At 34.0% G+C, this 20,640-nt stretch carries 21 protein-coding genes and 1 pseudogene; 11 read left to right on the top strand and 11 right to left on the bottom strand.

Annotated elements, in window-relative coordinates:
• Positions 1-81: 81 nt before the first annotated feature.
• The 6 genes from AC1QSP_RS14035 to AC1QSP_RS14010 form a co-directional block, all read right to left on the bottom strand.
• The gene (locus AC1QSP_RS14035; RefSeq protein WP_484079213.1) at positions 82-231 is read right to left on the bottom strand and encodes a hypothetical protein; all 150 of its coding nucleotides are present in this window, start codon (positions 229-231) and stop codon (positions 82-84) included.
• Positions 232-287: 56 nt separating this feature from the next.
• Complete coding sequence (locus AC1QSP_RS14030) at positions 288-1,049, bottom strand: prolipoprotein diacylglyceryl transferase (RefSeq protein WP_484079212.1); 762 nt, start codon at positions 1,047-1,049, stop codon at positions 288-290.
• A gap of 74 nt (positions 1,050-1,123) precedes the next feature.
• Complete coding sequence (locus AC1QSP_RS14025; RefSeq protein ID WP_484079211.1) at positions 1,124-1,957, bottom strand: 1,4-dihydroxy-2-naphthoyl-CoA synthase; 834 nt, start codon at positions 1,955-1,957, stop codon at positions 1,124-1,126.
• Between the two features lie 55 nt (positions 1,958-2,012).
• Positions 2,013-2,741 carry a GLPGLI family protein gene (locus AC1QSP_RS14020; protein WP_484079210.1) on the bottom strand — a complete coding sequence of 243 codons (729 nt, stop codon included), beginning with the start codon at positions 2,739-2,741 and terminating at the stop codon, positions 2,013-2,015.
• A 110-nt stretch (positions 2,742-2,851) separates the two neighbouring features.
• Complete coding sequence (locus tag AC1QSP_RS14015; protein ID WP_484079209.1) at positions 2,852-4,894, bottom strand: M16 family metallopeptidase; 2,043 nt, start codon at positions 4,892-4,894, stop codon at positions 2,852-2,854.
• 25 nt (positions 4,895-4,919) lie between these two features.
• Entirely contained in the window at positions 4,920-6,242 is a 1,323-nt protein-coding gene (locus AC1QSP_RS14010) for a M16 family metallopeptidase (RefSeq protein ID WP_484079208.1), read from the bottom strand.
• A 217-nt stretch (positions 6,243-6,459) separates the two neighbouring features.
• On the opposite strand from AC1QSP_RS14010, the gene AC1QSP_RS14005 reads away from it, so the two are divergent.
• The 5 genes from AC1QSP_RS14005 (at position 6,460) to AC1QSP_RS13985 (ending at position 10,930) form a co-directional block, all read left to right on the top strand.
• Entirely contained in the window at positions 6,460-7,263 is an 804-nt protein-coding gene (locus AC1QSP_RS14005; protein WP_484079207.1) for a sulfite exporter TauE/SafE family protein, read from the top strand.
• Position 7,264: 1 nt separating this feature from the next.
• The gene (locus AC1QSP_RS14000; RefSeq protein WP_484079206.1) at positions 7,265-7,849 is read left to right on the top strand and encodes a methyltransferase domain-containing protein; all 585 of its coding nucleotides are present in this window, start codon (positions 7,265-7,267) and stop codon (positions 7,847-7,849) included.
• Between the two features lie 115 nt (positions 7,850-7,964).
• Positions 7,965-9,398 (top strand): MBL fold metallo-hydrolase, encoded by a 1,434-nt coding sequence (locus AC1QSP_RS13995; RefSeq protein WP_484079205.1) that lies wholly within the window; start codon positions 7,965-7,967, stop codon positions 9,396-9,398.
• A gap of 81 nt (positions 9,399-9,479) precedes the next feature.
• Positions 9,480-9,998, top strand: coding sequence for a hypothetical protein (locus AC1QSP_RS13990; protein WP_484079204.1), 519 nt, complete (start codon positions 9,480-9,482; stop codon positions 9,996-9,998).
• A gap of 623 nt (positions 9,999-10,621) precedes the next feature.
• Positions 10,622-10,930 (top strand): T9SS type A sorting domain-containing protein, encoded by a 309-nt coding sequence (locus AC1QSP_RS13985; protein ID WP_484079203.1) that lies wholly within the window; start codon positions 10,622-10,624, stop codon positions 10,928-10,930.
• A 24-nt stretch (positions 10,931-10,954) separates the two neighbouring features.
• Here AC1QSP_RS13985 and AC1QSP_RS13980 read toward each other — a convergent pair whose 3' ends face one another.
• Positions 10,955-12,196 (bottom strand): glycosyltransferase, encoded by a 1,242-nt coding sequence (locus AC1QSP_RS13980; protein WP_484079202.1) that lies wholly within the window; start codon positions 12,194-12,196, stop codon positions 10,955-10,957.
• Positions 12,197-12,302: 106 nt separating this feature from the next.
• Here AC1QSP_RS13980 and AC1QSP_RS13975 point away from each other — a divergent pair, with 106 nt between their 5' ends.
• From AC1QSP_RS13975 to AC1QSP_RS13955, 5 genes and pseudogenes are all read left to right on the top strand, one after another.
• A complete protein-coding gene (locus tag AC1QSP_RS13975; protein ID WP_484079201.1) occupies positions 12,303-12,704 on the top strand; it encodes a hypothetical protein in 402 nt (133 codons plus the stop codon).
• Positions 12,705-12,794: 90 nt separating this feature from the next.
• Positions 12,795-13,649, top strand: a complete 855-nt coding sequence (locus tag AC1QSP_RS13970) for a hypothetical protein (RefSeq protein WP_484079200.1) — start codon at positions 12,795-12,797, stop codon at positions 13,647-13,649.
• 84 nt (positions 13,650-13,733) lie between these two features.
• Positions 13,734-14,315, top strand: a complete 582-nt coding sequence (locus tag AC1QSP_RS13965; protein WP_484079199.1) for a MiaE family protein — start codon at positions 13,734-13,736, stop codon at positions 14,313-14,315.
• Between the two features lie 318 nt (positions 14,316-14,633).
• Positions 14,634-15,665 carry an LLM class flavin-dependent oxidoreductase gene (locus AC1QSP_RS13960; RefSeq protein WP_484079198.1) on the top strand — a complete coding sequence of 344 codons (1,032 nt, stop codon included), beginning with the start codon at positions 14,634-14,636 and terminating at the stop codon, positions 15,663-15,665.
• A gap of 69 nt (positions 15,666-15,734) precedes the next feature.
• Positions 15,735-16,343 (top strand): annotated as a pseudogene (locus tag AC1QSP_RS13955) (DUF2490 domain-containing protein).
• Between the two features lie 88 nt (positions 16,344-16,431).
• On the opposite strand, the gene AC1QSP_RS13950 reads toward AC1QSP_RS13955, so the two are convergent.
• The 4 genes from AC1QSP_RS13950 to AC1QSP_RS13935 all read right to left on the bottom strand — a co-directional run bounded on the left by AC1QSP_RS13950 (position 16,432) and on the right by AC1QSP_RS13935 (position 20,446).
• A complete protein-coding gene (locus AC1QSP_RS13950) occupies positions 16,432-16,761 on the bottom strand; it encodes a DMT family transporter (protein ID WP_322970600.1) in 330 nt (109 codons plus the stop codon).
• A gap of 57 nt (positions 16,762-16,818) precedes the next feature.
• Positions 16,819-17,385, bottom strand: a complete 567-nt coding sequence (locus tag AC1QSP_RS13945) for a Crp/Fnr family transcriptional regulator (RefSeq protein WP_484079197.1) — start codon at positions 17,383-17,385, stop codon at positions 16,819-16,821.
• 337 nt (positions 17,386-17,722) lie between these two features.
• Entirely contained in the window at positions 17,723-19,417 is a 1,695-nt protein-coding gene (locus tag AC1QSP_RS13940) for a ribonucleoside-diphosphate reductase subunit alpha (RefSeq protein WP_484079196.1), read from the bottom strand.
• Between the two features lie 69 nt (positions 19,418-19,486).
• A complete protein-coding gene (locus AC1QSP_RS13935) occupies positions 19,487-20,446 on the bottom strand; it encodes a ribonucleotide-diphosphate reductase subunit beta (RefSeq protein ID WP_484079195.1) in 960 nt (319 codons plus the stop codon).
• 1 nt (position 20,447) lies between these two features.
• On the opposite strand from AC1QSP_RS13935, the gene AC1QSP_RS13930 reads away from it, so the two are divergent.
• Positions 20,448-20,582, top strand: coding sequence for a hypothetical protein (locus AC1QSP_RS13930; RefSeq protein ID WP_484079194.1), 135 nt, complete (start codon positions 20,448-20,450; stop codon positions 20,580-20,582).
• Positions 20,583-20,640: the final 58 nt, after the last annotated feature.

The raw sequence follows: 20,640 nt of genomic DNA, 5'->3' as shown, positions 1-20,640 counted from the left end.
AATGGTAAAAAAAAGTCCCGATAAATTACCGACTTCAAGAAATATAAAAGCACTATTCATACGTTTGAGGATATTATTATTTTAAGCAAAAGATACTCCTATTCCACAAACAACGCCAGATCCTAAAAGCAATGCAGTGCCATAGACCAATAATTGGAGTGCAGTAGCTTTATGCTCCTCCTCATTTTCTGTTCCTCTAAAGAAATAATAAAGTAATCCTATAAATTGCAAAAGGAGTCCAAGAAGAGCGAATAAAATGATTATGACTAAAAGACTTTCCACAAGTGTTAATGTTTAAGATGAATGAATTGTCGATGGTTGTTGATTTTAAAGATATAATAAATAACGACAACTAAACAGGTTATTTGAATGGTACTTAATTCTAAAAGAACATTTATTTTCGGTTTGATGAAATCTAAAACAAAGCGAAAAGAAAAATAACTCAGCATAAAGAGTTGAAATAATACACCCGATGGAAAGGTATATTTCTTTCGAAAGCCATATAGGGTTAAGCCTAGTATAATCAAAAATACAATTTCATACAAGGCTACAGGATGTCGCAAATAATCGTCTCCCAAATGCATTCCGAAAATGGAAGTGGTCGGTACTCCATAGGTTTGTTCGGCTATTCCGGTTAAAAAGCAACCGACACGACCAATACACATGGCTACAATTAACGGATAGACCATTAAATCCCCCGTACTTTCTTTGTAACCAATGATTTTCTTGGCAACTTCTACTCCTACTAATCCAAACGCTAAACCACCCACAATGGTATTACTGGTCCAAAAATAAAGCAAAGGTAAATCAGCGTGAACGAATGCATTGGGATGCTCTAATGTGCCTATGATTTTAGAACCGAATAATGCCCCCATCAAAGCCCCCATGATTACACCTAACCCTTGAATCGTGGATAAAGAGGTGGTACTATTTCGTTTTAAATAGCCATACAAACGCATTCCTACAAATATTCCAATCCATTCTAAAATGGGATGAATTAAAATGGCATGGCCTAAAAAATCTACAGTTACCGGAAATTGAATATTCATTGTTCAGTGATGAGCATAAAAAAAGCGCTACTGTAAGTGTAACGCTTTATATGATGTTATCGTATGTTAATCGTTTAACGGAATCTCGAAAAATCACGTTTACGTTTTTCTAAAAACGCATTACGCCCTTCAATCGCTTCTTCTGTACCGTAAGCGAAACGTGTAGTTTCACCCGCAAATATTTGTTGACCAACTAACCCATCATCTACTAAGTTGAACGCATATTTCAACATTTTGATAGCTGTTGGCGATTTTGTTAAAATCTCTTGTGCCCAATCAAAAGCCACTTGCTCTAATTCATCGTGAGGAACTACTAAGTTTACCATTCCCATATCGTAAGCTTCTTGCGCCGAATAATTTAATCCTAAGAAGAAAATTTCACGTGCGCGTTTTTGACCTACTTGTTTCGCTAAATAAGCCGAACCATAACCTCCATCAAACGAAGCCACATCCGCATCCGTTTGTTTAAAGATCGCGTGTTCTTTAGAAGCTAACGTCATATCACATACCACGTGTAATGAATGTCCACCTCCTACAGCCCATCCGTTAACCACCGCTACGACAACTTTTGTTGAGAAACGAATTAAACGCTGAACTTCTAAAATATTTAAACGACCAATTCCGTCTTGTCCTTCGTATCCTTTAGCTCCACGAACACGTTGGTCTCCACCAGAACAGAATGCCCAACCACCGTCTTTTGGTGATGGTCCTTCTCCTGTTAATAAGATTACTCCTACTTCGCGATCTTCTTCCGCTAATTGGAATGCATCTAATAATTCGAAAACAGTTTTTGGACGGAATGCATTACGCACTTCCGGACGATTGAAAGCAATACGCATTACCCCATCACATTTCTTAAAGGTAATGTCTTCGTATTCTTTTACAGTTTGCCAGTTAATTGTAGCCATTGTTACTTTTAAATTTTACCAAAAATAAGGTTAATTCAATTTTAAAAAGAATTTTTTAGCTTTTTAAATCTATTTTTACACCTCTACTTTCTTTAATTTGATCCAATTTATCATCGATCATTTTTTTATACGCTTCTTTCGTGATTCGATTATTTCCTTTAAAAGGTTGAATCGCTGACACTTTTTTCGTTTCAATGGTTTGAAGGATCAAATCATTTACTCCGTTAAAATTGACTTTTACAATTAACCCTTTTAACCCCATCAATCCAAATGGCGCAATATCCTGCGGATAAGATTCATCAATCCAAATGGTCGTGGTGTAAATTTTATCCGTTTTTATTCCTTTCTCTTTGCGTTTGGTAATATATTTTTTGGTTGGATAACCATTAATTGTTTCTGATTCATTCGTATCAATCCAGTGTAAATCATCAAAATTTGAAGTGACGATGTATTCTTTATTCGAAGTTTCGATTTTATTTTCAATTAATTTTTGATCATAATCATAAAAGTATTCCCCCAATGTTTTTGCAGATATTTCTAATAGATCAATTTGAGCCGTCTGAGCATTATTAATTTTAAATATGGGATAAAAAACAGCTTTATTGTTATTTATTTGATAGGTATAAACAATAGGATCAGAAGTTGCCTTAAAAAAATCTGCCATAGGTCCAGATTGGATTCCATTTTCTACTTTATTCATTGAGTTGAATTGATAAATAAACGTATTTTGAGCAATTAACAGGTTTGAAATTAAGACTAAAAAAGTGAAAATAATTTGTTTCATTTGTTTGATTTATACAACTTTAATAACGAGAAATTTTAAAATAAAGTATAAAAAAAGGCACCTCAACCGTAGTCGAAGTACCTTTTCTATAGTTAAAAAAGAATGTATTCTTATTTGAAGTCTGCGTCAGAAACGTTTTTGTTTACTTCCACTTTTTCTACTGTCACATTGATTTTTTGAGGCCCCACTTCGTTTGATAAAATTGTTGGGTATTTTACGCCATCAAATTCTTTGTATGCGTCAAAAGTAGTCACCATGTTCATTGGTCCCATTGGTGTATCTTGCATAATTTCAGATTTTTCCAATAATCCCGTTGCCACCTCATAATAATCTGTACGACGTAAATCTTTTACATATACTTTTGTATATTTTTTTCCATTTTCTGTTACTTCACCTTTGATTTCAGCTGATTTGTACCCTTCTGATAATGGAAGAAATAATGTATTTGTAATTTTTAATTGAGGTAAACCATCTGTTACTTCAGCCTTGTTAGGACCTTGTTTCGCAAATGCTTTTTCACCATCAAAAGTTTGAACAATTTCCATTCCCATGATTTTCATCACGACAGAAGTTTTGTTCGGTGCTTTTGCATAGTTGATGTATTCTCCTTTCATGCCTTGGATTTCGATTGAACCTGTTTGCTTCAATGTCGAAATTTTAGCCACTTTATCTTTACCTCCAATTGCTGCGATATAAGCATCTGCAATTTGTTGAACCGTTTTATCCGATTTTTTAGCAGAAGGTGCTGGTTTTTCTGTTTTGTTCCCGTATTTATCATAGTAATTTACAGGGTAACCTAATGCTTCTAATCCATCAGCGATTTGCTCTGCTTTACCCGTTACGATAATGCGCGCTTGGTCTGGACGGAAGTATTTTTTAGACACTCTTAATACATCATCGACAGTTACTGCATTAATATTTTTAATGTAGTTGGTGTAAAACGAAGGATCTAATTTATTCGTTTTAATTGTTAACGCTTGATTAGCCACCGTTTGAGGACGCTCTAATGTCAAAATAAAATTTCCTAAGAATTTCGATTTAACTTCTTCCAATTGTTGGGCATCGATTTTCTCTAATGTCATCGAACGTACTTCTTTCAACGTTTCTTTCACCGCTCCATCCGTCACATCATTACGAACCGTTGCATTCGTTGTAAATGTACCTACATAACGAGAATCTGAAACGCCTCCACGCGCTCCATACGTCCAACCGTTGGCTTCACGTAAGTTCATATTCAACTTCGAATTGAAATCACCTCCTAAAATAGAAGAAGCCACTTGAACGGCGTAATAATCCGGATCATTTTTCGTCAATTGTACAGGATATCCTAAACCTACTACAGATTGTACTGCATTCGGCATGTCAATGATATCGACTTCTGTTCTTTGGACCTCAGCCACTTTTGGTAAAGCAGGAATGTTTAAGTCACCTTTTTTCCAGTTTTTGAACCATTTTTCTGAAAGTTTCTTCACTTCTTTTGTCGTGATATCCCCTACTACGATTAAATACGCATTATTCGGCTTATAGTATTTATTGTAATAATCTTGTACGTCCGCTAAAGTAATGGCTTCGATTTTTTCTGGTGTATCATATTCTGCAAATGGATGATTTTTACCATAAATTAAAATATCACGCACACGAGCAGCAGCAGTTTCTACCGATTTTTCGTCAGACTTTAATCCTTCGATGTAACGGGCTTTTACTGCATCAAATTCAGCTTGTGTAAAGTTTGGGTTTAAAGCACCATCAGCCATGTACCCAAAAACTTCATTAAAGTATTTCTTTAAAGAACTTGCCGAAGCTCCACTTTCCCAAAGATTTACATTTGCACCTAAAAATTCAATTCGTTCATTAAATTCATCTTTGCTAATGTTCTTTGTACCTGTACCTAACATTTCGCTTAATAACGATTCAGTACCGCTTTTTTCACCTAAAGCAATCGGTGGATTATCGATAGTTAAAGTCGCTGATACACGAGGTAATTTGTGATTTTCAACCACAATTACTGTTAAGCCATTTTTTAATTTAAATTCATTTGGTTTTCCAATGTTAATGGTCGGTGCTGGACCTGGTTTTGGCATTGGAATAATTTCTTGTGCTTGTAACGAAATTGCAAAAAATGCAAATGCAAGAGATAATATTTTCGTTTTCATAATTCTAAATTCAGTAGTTTAATCCTTATTTTGCGTCTTTAGCAGATTCTGGTAAATAGTTAATAATGATTCGTTGTTGTGGATTCAAATATTTTTGTGCTGCATTACGAATGTCTTCACGTGTTACAGAACGGTAAATATCCAATTCTTCATTAATAATGTTAGTGTTTCCACGTAACATATAAGCATCTGCTAAAGCGTGGGCGATGTTTTGAACACCTGATTTAGACGCTACAAAACGATTTTCAATTCCGTTTAAGATCTTTTGATAATCTTTTTCTGAGATTAAGTCCGTTTGAACTGCTTTAATATCTTTTGCTAATTCTTTTTCTAAATATTCGAACGAAACTTCACCTTGTGGTAAGATTCCGATGGTATAGATTCCATAATCTTCCATTTGACGATTGAAGGCAAAAATCTGTAATGCTTCTTTACGTTCATCAACATATTTTTTATACAATACCGAACTTTTCCCACCCGATAAATAATCTGATAACATCTGTAATGCAGCAGCATCTTTTACTTTATTTCCAGGTGTACGATAGTTAATGGCTAATAATGGGATTTGAATATTGGCATCGTATTCTGTTGCACGAACTTCTTGAGTTTGTTCAGCTTCTTTCGGGAAAGATTTTACAACATCTTTACCGCGTTTAATTTTACCGAAATATTTTTCGATTAATTGTTTGGCTTCATCTGATTTAAAATCTCCAGCTACTACCAATACGGCATTGTTTGGAACATAGTATGTTTCGCTAAAATGTTGGAAATCCTCTAAAGTTGCACTACTTAAATCTTCAAATGAACCAATAACAGACCACTTGTACGGATGATTTTTGAAGACGTGTGGATTTACGGCTTCACCGTAAGAAAATTTACCGTAAGGCTGATTATCCAAACGCGAACGTTTTTCTTCTTTCACCACCTCTTTTTGCGTATCTACCCCAATTTGGTTGATGATCGGCTGATATAAACGATCTGATTCCATCCATAATCCTAACTCTAAGTTATTCGATGGAAATGTTTCGTAGTAATATGTTCGGTCTGATGTTGTATTGGCATTATTGGATCCCCCGTGAGATGAAACAATTTTAAACCACTCACCTCTTTGAATGTTTGTTGTACCTTCAAATAATAAGTGCTCAAAAAAGTGTGCAAATCCTGTTTTACCGACTTGTTCGTCCTTTGATCCCACGTGATACATGACACCTGTTGTCACCACTGGTGCTGAATTATCTTGGTGTAAAATAACATGTAAACCATTCGGAAGCTTATATTCTTCGAATTCAATTTTTTGTCCGAATACCAGTCCTCCGGCAAACATTAATGACAGTAGTAATTTTTTCATTGGTAACTAATTTCTATTGATAGTGTATTTTTCTTTATTTGTCGTTGCTAAGTAATAAATGTTACAAATCATTTGATCTTTTTTCAATAACTATGCATCAAATGACAAACTCTATTGGCTTAATAGAACTAATTTTCAATAAAATAAGGGAAAAATTATTAATATACCTATAGAATTTTATACTTATTTGCTAATAGATTTGTGCAAATTGATTTTCATGCAGTGGATTGAAATTTTCGGTTATATTGGAGCATTATTTATTGGATTGATTATGGGCGTACTAGGAGGAGGTGGATCTATCCTAGCAGTACCGATATTGGCCTATATTTTTCATTTGGACGAAAAGATGGCAACGGCTTATTCTTTATGTATTGTAGGATCTACCGGATTAGTCGGTGGATTAAAACAAGCCTTCAATAAAATGGTCGATTGGAAAACGGTTTTTGTTTTTGGTATCCCTGCTGTAATAGGAATTATCATTACCCGTGCATTGGTTATCCCTATGCTTCCCGAAGTATTATTTACCATTCAACATTTTGAATTTACACGTCGTATGGCCATGTTTGGACTTTTCGCACTATTAATGGTCTTGGCAGCTACGTCCATGTTATCCGATAAAAAAGAACGAAAATCGAAAGCAAATAAAGGGACATTTCAACCATTAATCCTTTCGGAAGGTTTTTTTATTGGCGCTTTAACGGGATTAGTTGGTGCTGGAGGTGGATTTTTGATTGTACCAGCATTAATGGTTATCGCCCAATTGGATATGAAACGTGCATCAGCCACTTCATTAATGATTATTGCGATTAACTCATTGATGGGATTTTTTCTAGGTGATGCTACTAAAATTTCAATTGATTGGCAATTCCTAGGGTTGTTTGTGGCCATTGCGATGGTTGGAATTATCATTGGAACGTATATCAATCAATATTTACCAGTTAAATTATTAAAGAAGATATTTGCCTACTTTATTATGACAATGGCTATCTTTATTTTCATTGAAGAATTTATAATTGCATAACATGTGTTTTAGTGCTCAATTTTGGAATGAACGATATCAATCACAACAAACGGGTTGGGATTTAAAATCGCCTTCTACTCCTTTAAAAGAATATATTGATCAACTTTCTGATCTATCCCTTCGCATCCTTATTCCAGGTTGTGGTAATGCTTATGAAGCAGAATATTTATTGGAAAAAGGATTCTCCCATATTACATTAATTGATATCTCGGAAGTCTTAGTCCAAACCTTACAAGAAAAATTTAAAAACTACCCTCAAATTCAAGTGATTTTAGGCGATTTCTTTGATTTACAAGGAAGTTATGATTTAATTTTAGAACAAACATTTTTTTGTGCTTTACATCCCGATTTACGTTCCGCTTATGCGAATCAAATGAAAAATTTACTTTCAAAAAACGGAAAACTTGTAGGTGTAATGTTTCAACGGGATTTTGGAAATCCATATCCTCCATTTGGTGGTTCTAAAGAAGAATATCTGCAATTATTTAAACCCTATTTTACAATTGTTACCATGGATGATTGTTATAATTCAATCCCACCTCGAGCGGGAACTGAATTATTTATTCAATTAAAATCAAACGGTTAATGTATTTATATTCAGTTAAAATAAATTAAATTGATGATGCTATACCTTTGTTTTGTTGGATTAGCTACCATTCACAACGTATAAATTCGTAATTTTACACTAATAAACTCACATAATGAAAGTCGAACAAATATATACCGGATGTTTAGCTCAAGGAGCCTATTACATTGAGAGCAATGGAGAAGTTGCCATCATTGATCCATTGAGAGAAACACAATCTTATGTTGATCAAGCCGAGAAAGATGGAGCAAAAATTAAATACATTTTTGAAACACACTTTCATGCTGATTTCGTTTCAGGACACGTCGATTTAGCTCAAAAAACAGGAGCAACGATTGTTTATGGTCCTACGGCTAACCCTTCATTTGATGCGCATATCGCAACCGATCATGAAGTATTTCAACTGGGGAATATTACGATTACCGCTTTACATACACCAGGTCATACGATGGAATCTACTACTTATTTATTGAAAGATGAAAATGGAGTAGATAAAATGATCTTTACAGGAGATACCTTATTTATTGGTGATGTGGGTCGTCCCGATCTAGCGCAAAAATTAGATACAGATCTTACACAAGAAAAATTAGCAGGCTATTTATATGATTCGTTACGCGAAAAAATTATGCCTTTAGCGGATGATCTTATTGTTTATCCTGCTCACGGTGCTGGTTCCGCTTGTGGAAAAAATATGAGTAAAGAAACTTTTGATACATTAGGACATCAAAAAGAAGTAAACTACGCTTTAAATCCGAATTTATCAAAAGAAGAATTTATTACAGAACTAACTTCAGGTTTAATGCCTCCTCCTTTCTATTTCCCAGAAAATGTGATGTTGAATAAAGGAGGATATGAATCTTTAGAAGTCATTAAAGAAAGAGGATCTCGCGCATTAACGCCTGATGAGTTTCTTCAAGTAGCCGAAGAATCTAACGCATTAATTTTGGATGTACGCGATCCACAAACCTTTGCCACTGGATTTATTCCTGGTTCTATTAACATTGGAATCAAAGGTCAATTTGCACCTTGGGTTGGAACTTTAATTACGGACATCAAGCAACCTATTTTAATCGTTGCGGAAAACGGTGTTGAACAGGAAGCTATTACTCGTTTAGCACGTGTAGGATACGACCATACGATTGGATATTTGTCAGGTGGCATCGATGCTTGGATAGATGCGAAAAAAGAATTGGATGAAATCGTTTCAGTTTCTCCTGAAGAATTCGTAGAATTAGCGGAGGAAGCTGAATTAAAAATCCTAGATGTTCGTAAACCAGGAGAATTTGCAAACGGACATGTTGAAGGTGCTATTACTGCCCCATTGGATTTTATCAACGAATCCATGAAAGCAATTGATCCAGAAGAAACCTATTTAGTACATTGTGCTGGTGGTTATCGATCAATGATTTTCACTTCGATTTTAAGAGCTCGTGGATATGAAAACTTAATTGATGTTGCCGGAGGTTTTGGAAAAATAAAAGATGTTGAAGGCGTTAAATTAGTGGATGGTACATCTTCTTGTTCATCGACTTCTTGTTCACCTCAATAAAATATAAACTAAAATAATTGGTTTTGAAATAGTATCTCTTCGAGATACTATTTTTTTTATCTTCGCTCAAATTAAACTTCAATGAAAAACTTATTTTTAACGCTTGCACTTGCGATCGGATTTTCGATGTCAACTCAAGCACAAACTACCTTACAGGGCGCTGAATCATTTTCAGTTCAACTTCCTGTTGGATTCCAACGAACGGTTGGAGCAAATGATTTAGCTTCTGTCCAATGGGAAAACACCGAAGAAGAATTATATGGTTACATCATTTTCGAAAATGTAGATGAATTGAAAATGAATGAAATCGGTACCGATATTAAAACCTATGCAACATTGGCTTTGAATGATTTTAATTCTTTAAAAAATTTCAAATTAATCGATACAAAGACCTATAAAACAGATGCTGGGAAAGAAACTTTAGCTCAAGTTTTCTCGTATTATAATGAAGATTTAGAAATGGATATTTATTTACAAATCAATGTCTATAAAACAGATCAATTCATTTATAAGATGATTTCATACGGAGATGAAGCAACCTTTAAACAATCCAGCACTCATATTGACTTTATCACGAAGAAAATTAAATTTCCATCATAATACACAAAAACCTTCTTTAAAAGAAGGTTTTCTTATTTCATAATCATTTTATTTGACTTTTGGTGGGGATTTGATTACCTCAACGGAAGATAGGATTCAATCAGTTTATATAAACTTAACACTTCATGAACTTGATCTTTCTGATCAAATGCTTTCGTTGAATAAATCCCATTTTCATCTTTTATTATTAGAATAGACTTGACGTTTTTCATCATCAATCGTCCCTCTTCTCCCGCACTTGTTTCCTTATAAATGATATAATCATCAATCTTTTTATAATCGATTGATTCAATTTTTTTTAAAATCGAATCCCATTGAGGCTTAGTTAAAGGATAGGTATATACTTCGTTATTTTCTAAAATTTCGTATGTATTCGAAGAAAACTAAAACTCATTTTTTAATCATATTATTTTGTTGATATTCAATAGGCTTAATGTTAATATTTTTATTTAAAATATTGACCTGACAACCAATCACTAATAAATAAAGCAACAGGAATATCAGTCGTTTTAAATGTATCATAAGATTTATTTCTGTTCTTAAATTTACATGATAAAAATCAATCAACCTTATCTCTATGAAGAAATATTTTATTCTCTTATCTTCATTGAGTTTACTCAAATTTGGATACGAATTATAGAATAAGAGATGTACAAACCTTGAATGTTTCCGATTGGAATAAAGAAGTCAACCTTAACATCTACCCAAATCCATCGAATGGAGATTTTAATATTCAAGCAAAGAATTTAAAACAAGATATCATTTCTGTAACCATTTATGAACTTACAGGAAAAATTATCAAAACAGATGTTATTTCTCATAAGGGTGGGGAATTCATTAAAAACTATTCAATGCAATTACCAAGCGGAGTATATATTATCAATTTAGAAGGAGATTCTATCAAAACTTCACGAAAAATCATCGTAAAATAATGATTACAAAAAAAGTTCGGAAAATTATTCCGAACTTTTTTTATTCTTTTGTTCGATCCAAAGCGACATGTATTTGGTCCCTTGATTATAATGATGTTGTAAGATCTGCCCCATAAAATTTTGCTGACGATGCACTTCTAAATACGAAGTAATGGTATTAAAGTATTCTATGAAGTCCTTCTGAAAATTTTGCTTGGCATAATTGTGATTCAATAATGCAATTCCGTTGTGTTGTGCAAAATTCCAAATTTGTTCATTTTGATAGAGTGTTATTGCTTGAGCTATAAATTCTTCATCATCTGAAGCAACAAAACCATTCCATGCTAATCCACATTGCATCGCCTCCGCCCCTACAACAGTCGTAACATTTGGCGTTCCTGATTGCATAGCATCTACAAATTTACCTTTTACACCTGCACCAAACTGAATAGGAGCCAATAAGACTTTATATTGCTCCATCGTACGTTGCGCATCTATAGCACGACCTTTAATAAAAAATCGCTCCTTGGGATGATGCAATTGCTCGACTTTCTGAGACGCATATGCCCCATATATATGAAGTTCAGCTTTAGGCAATTTTTGACGTAAAACTGGCCAAATGACTTTTTTTAAATGTTGTACGCAATTCCAATTCGGGTCATGGATAAAATTACCAATAAACATAAAATGCGCTCGTTCATCAAAAGATTTCCAAGATTCTATTTTTTCTTGGTCTATAGGTTCTTCTAAGAAGGGTACATAATAAAGCAATGCAGGATTGATATTGAACTGCTGCATAAGCATATCCATTTCTTCTCTCGAAATCATCAACGAGACATCACATCGTAAAATGGACGCAATTTCTCGCTTCGCATGATCTGAATATAACATTTGATTAGAGAATGCAACACCTTTTTTAACTGCTTCTTGTCGTGCATAACGCAAAAAATGAAGATCTTCTGTATCCAGTACTTTCACCGCATTTGGACACTCAGCAGAGACGCGCCAACTGTATTGTTCCTCAACCATATAACGATCAAACAACACAACTTCAGGATTTAATTCTTTGATAAATGCATTAAATCGTTCATCATTTAATTGAATTTCAACTTCTTCTACACCCAAATCCCCTAAAGGATAGCTAAATTCAGATTTTGATGCAGCGCTTGCAAAAGTAATATGATAATTTTCCGATTGAAACAGTTGAATCAATTGAATCATTCGTGTTCCAGCAGCAGATGATGTTGGTTCGGGCCATACAAGACCTATAATCAGCATTTTCTTCATGCGGCAAAATTACACTTTCTCAATCTTTATTTTGAATAATAATTCATCAACATTCTTTATCGCTGAATTTCATCTAACTTTGCATTTTAATTTATAAATCATTTTAATGTCTTATCAAGCTGAATTCGAAGAATTCTATGAACAAGTAAAATCGAGTATCCAACAAGGAACTTTTGCGAAATTAACCATGGCAAAAACCATAGGGGATACAGATTTAAAAAATATATTTGTACGATTACGTCTATTAGAAGATCAAACGTATGATTTTGCCTTTACTTTTCGTTACAAAACAGAAGAAGTAGAACGTTTTCATAGTATAGAACAGACCTATTTGATTTTAAGTTCTTACATCCGAAATCCATTTCAAAGCGCACTATTGTTTACAACTGAAAAAGATTTAATTTTTAAAGTCAATAAAAAAGGAACAGGGAGTTTAGCCGAACAATTACCTACTTTCAAACATGCTTCGGATGTTATGTTGGAAATGGTTGAGAAAAAAATCGTATAATTTTTTCGCTTAATTTGTAGTATAATTCCCAATAAATCAATGGTTTTAAAGTTATGAATAAAGATTATCTTTAAAATCAGAATTAAATACATGAAAAACGTTTATCCTTTATTCGTGTTGTCGCTTTTGGCATGCTCTGCAATGGGGCAAATCAAAAAAACGGCTAATCATCAGATTACAGTTCAACCTCAATTTACGGCTGATACCCTTTATCATTACGAATTGTCGCTAAAAAAAGTGGTTCAAAAGGGTGAAGAAACAAGAATTGAAATTGAAAAAAACATTCCGGTTCAATTAACCTTATATAGTGTTGGTGAAGGATTTAATCTGTTTGAATGGGAAAGTCAACCCATGTTATTTTTTAAGAACAACGAAGAAGGCCAGCCGTATACCTTCCCAACTGAAAACATTAAAATTAACTATCGCACAGATGAGAATTATGTATTAGGAGAAGTAAGCAATTACGATGAAGTTATTCAGGATTATGCTACAGCTTATCAAAAACTATACGATGATCCATCGACTAATTATGAAGATTTAGCCTCAAAATCTGCATTGTACTTTGTTCAAATGTTTCATATGTTTTTTGGGCAGGAATTCAGTTCTAAAGAAAAGGAACAAATGATGAATTTGTTTTTCAATCCCATGAAAAATACATTCTCTGCGGCCGAAGATGAAATCAATTATGTTGAAGCGGATGGAAGATCAGGTTTTCAATTTCAACAAAAATACAATGCCGAAATGGACGATAATTCTGCAAAAATGATGAATCATAAAACCATTGATTCCTATCGTAGCAAACAAACGGGTGCTGATTACGAATTAAAAGCTTGGGGCAATCAAATGTTTCAATCCAATGGATTAATCGACCAAATCGAGCGCGTAGTACAAGTCAAACAAAATGACCAAGTCCTTCAATTTGTTTATACACTTACTAAAAAATAAAGGCATAATCGTTAAACATCAGGTAGCGATTCTGAAATGTATTTTTAAAATCCTATTTTTGCAAAAGATAAAAGAGTATAATTCATGTTAGGATTAAAATTATTAACGGATCCTCGTTGGGCCGATATCGCGGAAAGAAATATTGAAGAAATTTTAACTGATCATGCATGGTGCGAGCAAAAAGCCGCTACCAACGCTATTACCATTATTACCTACAATTCTGAACACGAAGAGTTGGTCCATGAAATGACTGCTATAGCAATTGAAGAAATGCAACATTTCCAAATGGTCATTGAAATCATCAAAAAGCGTGGTTATACTTTAGGTCGTGAACGTAAAGATGATTATGTGGGACAATTAATGAAATTCTGTCGCAAAGATGGTTCGCGTAACATGGCATTTATCGATCGCTTATTGTTTGCCGCTATGATTGAGGCTAGAAGTTGTGAGCGTTTTAAAACGTTATCACAAAACATTAAAGATGAAGAATTGGCCCAATTCTATTATGATTTAATGGTTTCTGAAGCCAATCATTATACAACCTTTTTAAATTTTGCTCGTAAATTATCGACGGATGTAGACGTGGATAAACGATGGAAAGAATGGTTGGATTTTGAAGGCCAATTGATACAATCATACGGTAATAAAGAAGCTATTCATGGATAGTAACACCCATAAATAAAAAATGAGTTCAATTTTCGATTGGACTCATTTTTTTTCTCAAATCTTATCATTCGAAATGTAGTTTCAGTGATCTAAAAAAATCTTTTGATTACGATTAATTCATTATTAATCCATATACTTATCATGTTGAACTTGTTTCAACATTTCATCCGATGACATGCAATCCTGGAAATGAATTCAGGAGGACTAGAAATAGTTAATTTGAACCTTTCGAAATATCTCTTCTAACAATCAATACCATACATCAATTAATTTCATATCAAAACATTGTAACTTTGTGTAAACAAATAAGATAATACTATGGAATTAGGAATCGGAATGTTCGGAGATGTACGCATCGATGAAAAAACAGGATATATTCAATCACCACAACAACGTCTTGCTGAAATTATCGAGGAGGTTAAATTAATGGATGAGGTTGGAATTGATTTCTTCGGCATTGGAGAACATCATCGTCCGGACTATGCCGTATCTTCTCCAGAAATTGTATTAGCTGCTGCTGCTGCTGTAACCAAAAACATCAAATTAGGAAGTTCAGTTTCAGTGATTAGTTCAGCAGACCCCGTGAAATTATTTCAAGATTTTTCGATGGTGGATAATCTATCCAATGGACGTGCAGAAATTATGGCGGGACGTGGTTCATTTATTGAGTCCTTTCCTTTGTATGGATTTGATTTAAAGGATTATGAAGCCTTATATGATGAGAAATTAAAACTCTTAATCACTTTAAATAAAAATGAAGTCGTGAACTGGAGAGGCCAATTTAGACCATCCTTACAAAAACAAACCATTTTTCCACGTCCAGTTCAAAATGAAATCCCATTATGGGTCGCTGTGGGAGGAACCACTTCTTCTGTTATTCGAGCAGGAAAATTGGGATTACCCATTATTTTTGCTATAATTGGTGGAGATCCGGCCAACTTTACACCACTTTTTGAAGTGTACAAACAAGCCTATGTGGATAATGGACATGACATTACCAAAATGCAAATTGGTGTGCATATGCATTCATTCTTTGGAGAAGATAATCAACACGTTGCAGATGATTATTTCCCTATCTACGCTGCTCAAATGGATCGTATCGGTAAATCAAGAAATTGGCCACCTTATCAACGTTCACAATACGATTTCGGACGAGGTGAAAATGGAAATTTGATCATTGGTGATGCCTCTTTAGCGGTTGATCGCATTTTAAAATACCAAGAAATGTTTGGTTTAACACGATTTTCTGCACACATGGATGTAGGAGCTCCAAATCACCTTGATATGATGAAATCCATTGAAATTTTTGGGACAAAAATCCTACCCAAAGTAAAAGACGCATTAAAATAACATTAAGTTTACATAAGATTCTCTTCATCAAAGAGAATCTTTTTTATTTTAGGCGGTCAAACAAATGAAATGAGGAAATTAGTAGGATGGATCGCCTTGTGTACAAGTCTATATGCACAAGCACAGGAGAAAGATTTTAGAACTTGGAGCATTTTAAATGTGAACCAAACGTTGAATGAGGATTGGACATTTAATTCGGATATTCAATATCGGATGTACGAAGATTGGAATCAATTGAACCAACTTTTAGTGCGTGGAGGTATAGGTTATCATATGAGTCCGAATAATAACACCATTTTATTAGGATATGCGTATGTCCTGACTCGTGTTCCTGTTGGAGAACATTAGTATTCGACGTTTAATGAGCATCGCATTTATCAACAATTCAACACCAAACATCTGATTAGTAAAGTCAATGTAAATCATCGTTTTCATTTGGAAGAACGTTTGATGAATGATGATATCTTTTATCGTTTCCGCTATCAACTCAATGCGACTTTACCCCTGAACAAACCCAATTTGCAAAAAGATGCTTGGTTTATAAAAGCTTCAAACGAATTGTTTTTAAACGCGATTAAAACCAACGAATTTGATCGAAACCGATTAAATTTTAATTTGGGCTATGTCCTATCCCCTATGCTAACTCTAGAGGCTGGGCTATATGAAACAACATGTTAAACATCTACAAACCGACCATTTGATGGTTGGATTGACCATAAATAATCCACGTACAAAAAAGCCAAGTTAAATTCTTGGCTTTTTTTATTTAGTGTGATGAAACTGCTTTTAATCCGACGATAGATCCAATTAAAGTAATGACGAAGAATAAACGCCAAAATGTTACGGGTTCTTTGAAGACAAAAATTCCCATTAAAACAGTTCCCACTGCTCCAATTCCTGTCCATACTGCATATGCTGTTCCTAAAGGTAAGGTTTGTGTAGCTTTCATTAACAATAGCATACTTACGGTTAAAAACAATAAGAAACCACCGTACCAACCGTACATTTCCATTCCTGTCGTTTCTTTTGCCTTACCCAAACAAGAGGCAAATCCTACTTCGCATAATCCTGCGATGATTAAGATAATCCAATTCATGATGTATTATTTTTTTACAAATGTAAGAGCGTTTTAACGACAATTATTTTACCTATGTTAAATTTTTGCACGAATTCGGCTCAACGATACTTGAGTAATTCCCAAATATGAAGCAATGTACTTTAAAGGAATACGCTGAATAATTTCGGGATAAGTGTCGATTAATTTGAGATAACGTGCAGTGGCAGATAATGACAAACGATCGATGAAACGTTGTTCCGTAAAATGTGCAAATTGATCGGATAAAGCACGTCCAAAATTAGCCAATTCTAAATCTGTGGTATACAACACCTTTAAAGCTTCTGTATTTAGTTCATACAAAACCGAATCTTCGAGCAATTCAATGTATTCATACGATGGTTTCTGATACAAATATCCGTCAAATGACAAGAGGTAATCCTTTTCTAAAAATAAAATATACGAAATTTCATTGCCTTCGTCATCAATGATGTAAACACGTGCACTTCCTTTGGCAATAAAATAGAATTTTGGTTCATATTGTTTGGGATCAAAGACAATGGATTTCTTGGGCATTTCGACTCGGGTAACCAAGGCATTTAGTTTCTGAAATGCGGTTTCGGATAATGGATAATAATGTTGAATAATTTCGCGAAACGAATACATATAAGGCTTTCGATTAGTTCAGCAATTTACGATTTTATCGAAAAAGAAAAACCCACTCGTTTGAGTGGGTTTGGAAATTATAAGATCCTAGTTATTGTATAATGAATTCTGAGAAAATGAACTAATTTATATATGATAAATAAAGATAATACTACATCACTAACTACGGTTAAAATTGGAATGTATAAGTTATACTTATTGACAAAATCAAACAATTTTAAACTTTTTAAAGTCTCATCTGAAGAAAAATAAAGAAAGTTTAAAACTCAAAATACACTTATTAATATTACACGAATAATTTTTTCATCTAATTTATCAATTAATCCATTCATTAAAATTAAGATTCACAAGAAGAACAAGAAACTAAGTTCGTTACTAATTCTTTGGATACCGACTGAGAACGTTGGTAGTATAATGTTTTAACTCCTAATTGCCACGCTTCGATCATTAAGCGGTTGACGTCTTTCACCGGTAAATCGGCCGGAATATTTAAGTTTAAAGACTGTGATTGATCCACAAATTTTTGACGAATTGCCGCTTGCTGAACAATCTCTAATTGAGATAATTCTTTAAATGTTTTGAACACGTCTTTTTCTTCTTTCGTTAACTCTGTCATGTGTTGTACCGATCCACCATTTAACATGATTCCACGCCATACATCCTCGTTATCTAACCCTTTTTCTTGTAATAACTTCGTTAAATACTTGTTTTTACGCATAAAGTTACCCTTCGATAAACCTGCTTTATAGTAATTCGAAGCAAATGGTTCGATTCCTGGCGATGTTTGCCCTAAAATAGCTGAAGATGATGTTGTTGGCGCAATAGCTAAAGTTGTGGTATTACGACGTCCATATCCTTTTAACACTTCTGGTTCACCATATATACGTGCTAATTCTTCAGTTGCACGATCGGCTTTTTCTTGAATGTATTTGAAAATTTCAGTTGTACGTAATTTAGCTTCCATCCCTTCAAAAGGAATCATATTACGTTGTAAATACGAATGCCATCCCAATACTCCTAATCCAAGTGCACGGTGGCGTTTCGCAAAACGGTTGGCAGATGCTAAATAGTGATTTCCTTCAGTTTTTTCAATAAACTCTTGTAATACAGCATCCAAGAAGAAAATCGCTAATTTCACCGCTTCTGTATCCTTCCATTCATCATATAATTCCAAGTTCATTGATGATAGACAGCAGATAAAGGATTCATCTTCTGAAGAAGGCAACATGATCTCCGAACATAAGTTAGATGCATTAATGCGCATTCCTAAGTCTTTATATACTTGAGGTTTGTTCTTGTTGACATTATCAGAGAAGAAAATATAAGGTAATCCTTTTTCTTGACGAGACTCTAAAACTTTAGCCCAAATTTGGCGTTTTTCAACATCCCCATCAATCATTTCTTGCATCCAATAATCCGGTACACATACCCCATAGAAAAGATTTTGAATTGGGTTACCAATTGATTTGATTTTTAAGAACTCTTCAATATCGGGATGATCGATATCTAAATATGCCGCAAATGCCCCACGACGCGTTGACCCTTGGCTCACCACATTCATTGCAGAATTAAATAATTCCATAAAAGAAACAGCACCACTACTCTTTCCATTATCTGTGATTGCCGCACCACGCTCGCGTAATTCACCAAAATAACCAGAAGTACCACCACCAATTTTGGTTTGCATGATCACCTCTCCTAATTTGTGTGTAATTCCTTCAATACTATCTGGAATATGGACATTGAAACAAGAAATAGGTAATCCTCGTTCTGTTCCCATATTCGCCCAAATTGGTGAGGATAAACTCATCCAACCTCTTTCAATCATTTCTTTAAACGATTCTTGTAATTCAGGTTTGTATAAACGTTTAGCTGCTGCTGCTGTAATACGATCGATTGCGCCTTCAACTGTTTCTCCTTTTAAAAGGTATCCACGGTTTAAAATTTGCTCTGACTCTGAATTTTTCCACCATAATTTAGGTGCTGTTCCGTCAAAAAAAGTGAATTCTTCGTGTTGTGGTGTATTTTCCATCCGTTTGGGGTTTAAAATTTTTAGGTACTAATTCGTTAAATTTTCTAGGTCTTCGATTGATTCTATGGTTTAGAATAAATCGTCTGCAGAAATACTCTTATCGTGTTTCGTATAATCTACAGGGCGTTTTGCGAAGAAATCATCTAAAGTATTCGCAAAAACTTCTTCTTCGAACCACGCCATTGGGCGGTACTGTTCTTGGCTGATGTGAAATACCTTTTGATAACCAATTTTTACAATGGCTTCATCTAAACGGTATTTCATGTAGTTTAATAAATCTTCTTTGGAATAATGTTCTAATTCACCTTTCTCAAAAATCCAATCCAACATCAATTGTTCTTGTTCGATGTATCCCGTAACTGCTGTATTGACCCAATTTTGATCTAAAGCTTCTGGTAACAATCCTTCTTCTTTAATCTTATTGATCAAGAAAATACCTGCATTGGCATGAATTTGCTCATCTACAGAAGTCCATGCAATAATGTTCGCCGTATTTTTCATTAATCCTTCGAATCGCGTAAAAGATAAAATGTTGGCAAATTTTGAAAATAAGGAACTATCCTCAATGACTAAAGCAAAGAATAATAATTTCTCAACAATGCTTTTCTCTTCGTCTTTTAAAATATTCGTTACGAAATTATTGTAGCTTTTGAATACTGGATTCTCTAAGGCAACCGTAAATTCGTCCAAATATCCATTAACTTCTAAGATGCGAGAATAAGCTTCACTGTGTCTAAATTCACTTTCTGCGAATGTAGCACCTAAACCATTCAATTCTGGTTTTGGGAAATAACGGTATAAGTCACCCCAAAAGTTCTTGACACATACTTCGATCTGAGCAATTGATAAAATAGATCGCTTATGAATTTCTCTTTTTACATCATCCAAATTCGCTCTGTAATCTTGGACGTCTGATGTAAAATCGACTTCACTGTGTACCCAATATGCTTTTTGTATTGCTTCCGTAAAAGTTAATACTTCAGGATATTCAAATGGTTTATAATTGATCCTTTTATCAAAGATAGACATAATGAAAAGTGTTTTATTTTATATTAATAATTTAGAAATAGGGAAACTCGATGGTAAAAAAATGGCTCAAGCCTTTAGTATAAAGCGATTAAAAAATGGAGCATTTTCCACATCGATTTTTTCAAATTTAGGATAAGATTTTACAAATTAAAATTATTGAATCTTAAAAATTAAAAAGGTTATCAACAAGTTGT

The organism is Faecalibacter sp. (assembly GCF_057177045.1).
Note: the sequence above shows the minus strand (reverse complement) of the source record. Positions and strands in the feature narration are given on the sequence as shown.

What these genes read in the sequence shown, in the direction of transcription:
- AC1QSP_RS14000 (WP_484079206.1), top strand. Translation starts at nt 7,265, where the DNA reads ATGTGTTTTAGTGCTCAATTTTGGAATGAACGATATCAATCACAACAA.
- AC1QSP_RS13980 (WP_484079202.1), bottom strand. Translation starts at nt 12,196, where the DNA reads ATGAAGAAAATGCTGATTATAGGTCTTGTATGGCCCGAACCAACATCA.
- AC1QSP_RS13965 (WP_484079199.1), top strand. Translation starts at nt 13,734, where the DNA reads ATGTTAGGATTAAAATTATTAACGGATCCTCGTTGGGCCGATATCGCG.
- AC1QSP_RS14025 (WP_484079211.1), bottom strand. Translation starts at nt 1,957, where the DNA reads ATGGCTACAATTAACTGGCAAACTGTAAAAGAATACGAAGACATTACC.
- AC1QSP_RS13930 (WP_484079194.1), top strand. Translation starts at nt 20,448, where the DNA reads ATGAAAAGTGTTTTATTTTATATTAATAATTTAGAAATAGGGAAACTC.
- AC1QSP_RS13960 (WP_484079198.1), top strand. Translation starts at nt 14,634, where the DNA reads ATGGAATTAGGAATCGGAATGTTCGGAGATGTACGCATCGATGAAAAA.
- AC1QSP_RS13970 (WP_484079200.1), top strand. Translation starts at nt 12,795, where the DNA reads ATGAAAAACGTTTATCCTTTATTCGTGTTGTCGCTTTTGGCATGCTCT.
- AC1QSP_RS13945 (WP_484079197.1), bottom strand. Translation starts at nt 17,385, where the DNA reads ATGTATTCGTTTCGCGAAATTATTCAACATTATTATCCATTATCCGAA.
- AC1QSP_RS13940 (WP_484079196.1), bottom strand. Translation starts at nt 19,417, where the DNA reads ATGGAAAATACACCACAACACGAAGAATTCACTTTTTTTGACGGAACA.
- AC1QSP_RS13935 (WP_484079195.1), bottom strand. Translation starts at nt 20,446, where the DNA reads ATGTCTATCTTTGATAAAAGGATCAATTATAAACCATTTGAATATCCT.
- AC1QSP_RS13975 (WP_484079201.1), top strand. Translation starts at nt 12,303, where the DNA reads ATGTCTTATCAAGCTGAATTCGAAGAATTCTATGAACAAGTAAAATCG.
- AC1QSP_RS13950 (WP_322970600.1), bottom strand. Translation starts at nt 16,761, where the DNA reads ATGAATTGGATTATCTTAATCATCGCAGGATTATGCGAAGTAGGATTT.
- AC1QSP_RS13995 (WP_484079205.1), top strand. Translation starts at nt 7,965, where the DNA reads ATGAAAGTCGAACAAATATATACCGGATGTTTAGCTCAAGGAGCCTAT.
- AC1QSP_RS14020 (WP_484079210.1), bottom strand. Translation starts at nt 2,741, where the DNA reads ATGAAACAAATTATTTTCACTTTTTTAGTCTTAATTTCAAACCTGTTA.
- AC1QSP_RS13990 (WP_484079204.1), top strand. Translation starts at nt 9,480, where the DNA reads ATGAAAAACTTATTTTTAACGCTTGCACTTGCGATCGGATTTTCGATG.
- AC1QSP_RS14010 (WP_484079208.1), bottom strand. Translation starts at nt 6,242, where the DNA reads ATGAAAAAATTACTACTGTCATTAATGTTTGCCGGAGGACTGGTATTC.
- AC1QSP_RS14015 (WP_484079209.1), bottom strand. Translation starts at nt 4,894, where the DNA reads ATGAAAACGAAAATATTATCTCTTGCATTTGCATTTTTTGCAATTTCG.
- AC1QSP_RS14005 (WP_484079207.1), top strand. Translation starts at nt 6,460, where the DNA reads ATGCAGTGGATTGAAATTTTCGGTTATATTGGAGCATTATTTATTGGA.
- AC1QSP_RS14030 (WP_484079212.1), bottom strand. Translation starts at nt 1,049, where the DNA reads ATGAATATTCAATTTCCGGTAACTGTAGATTTTTTAGGCCATGCCATT.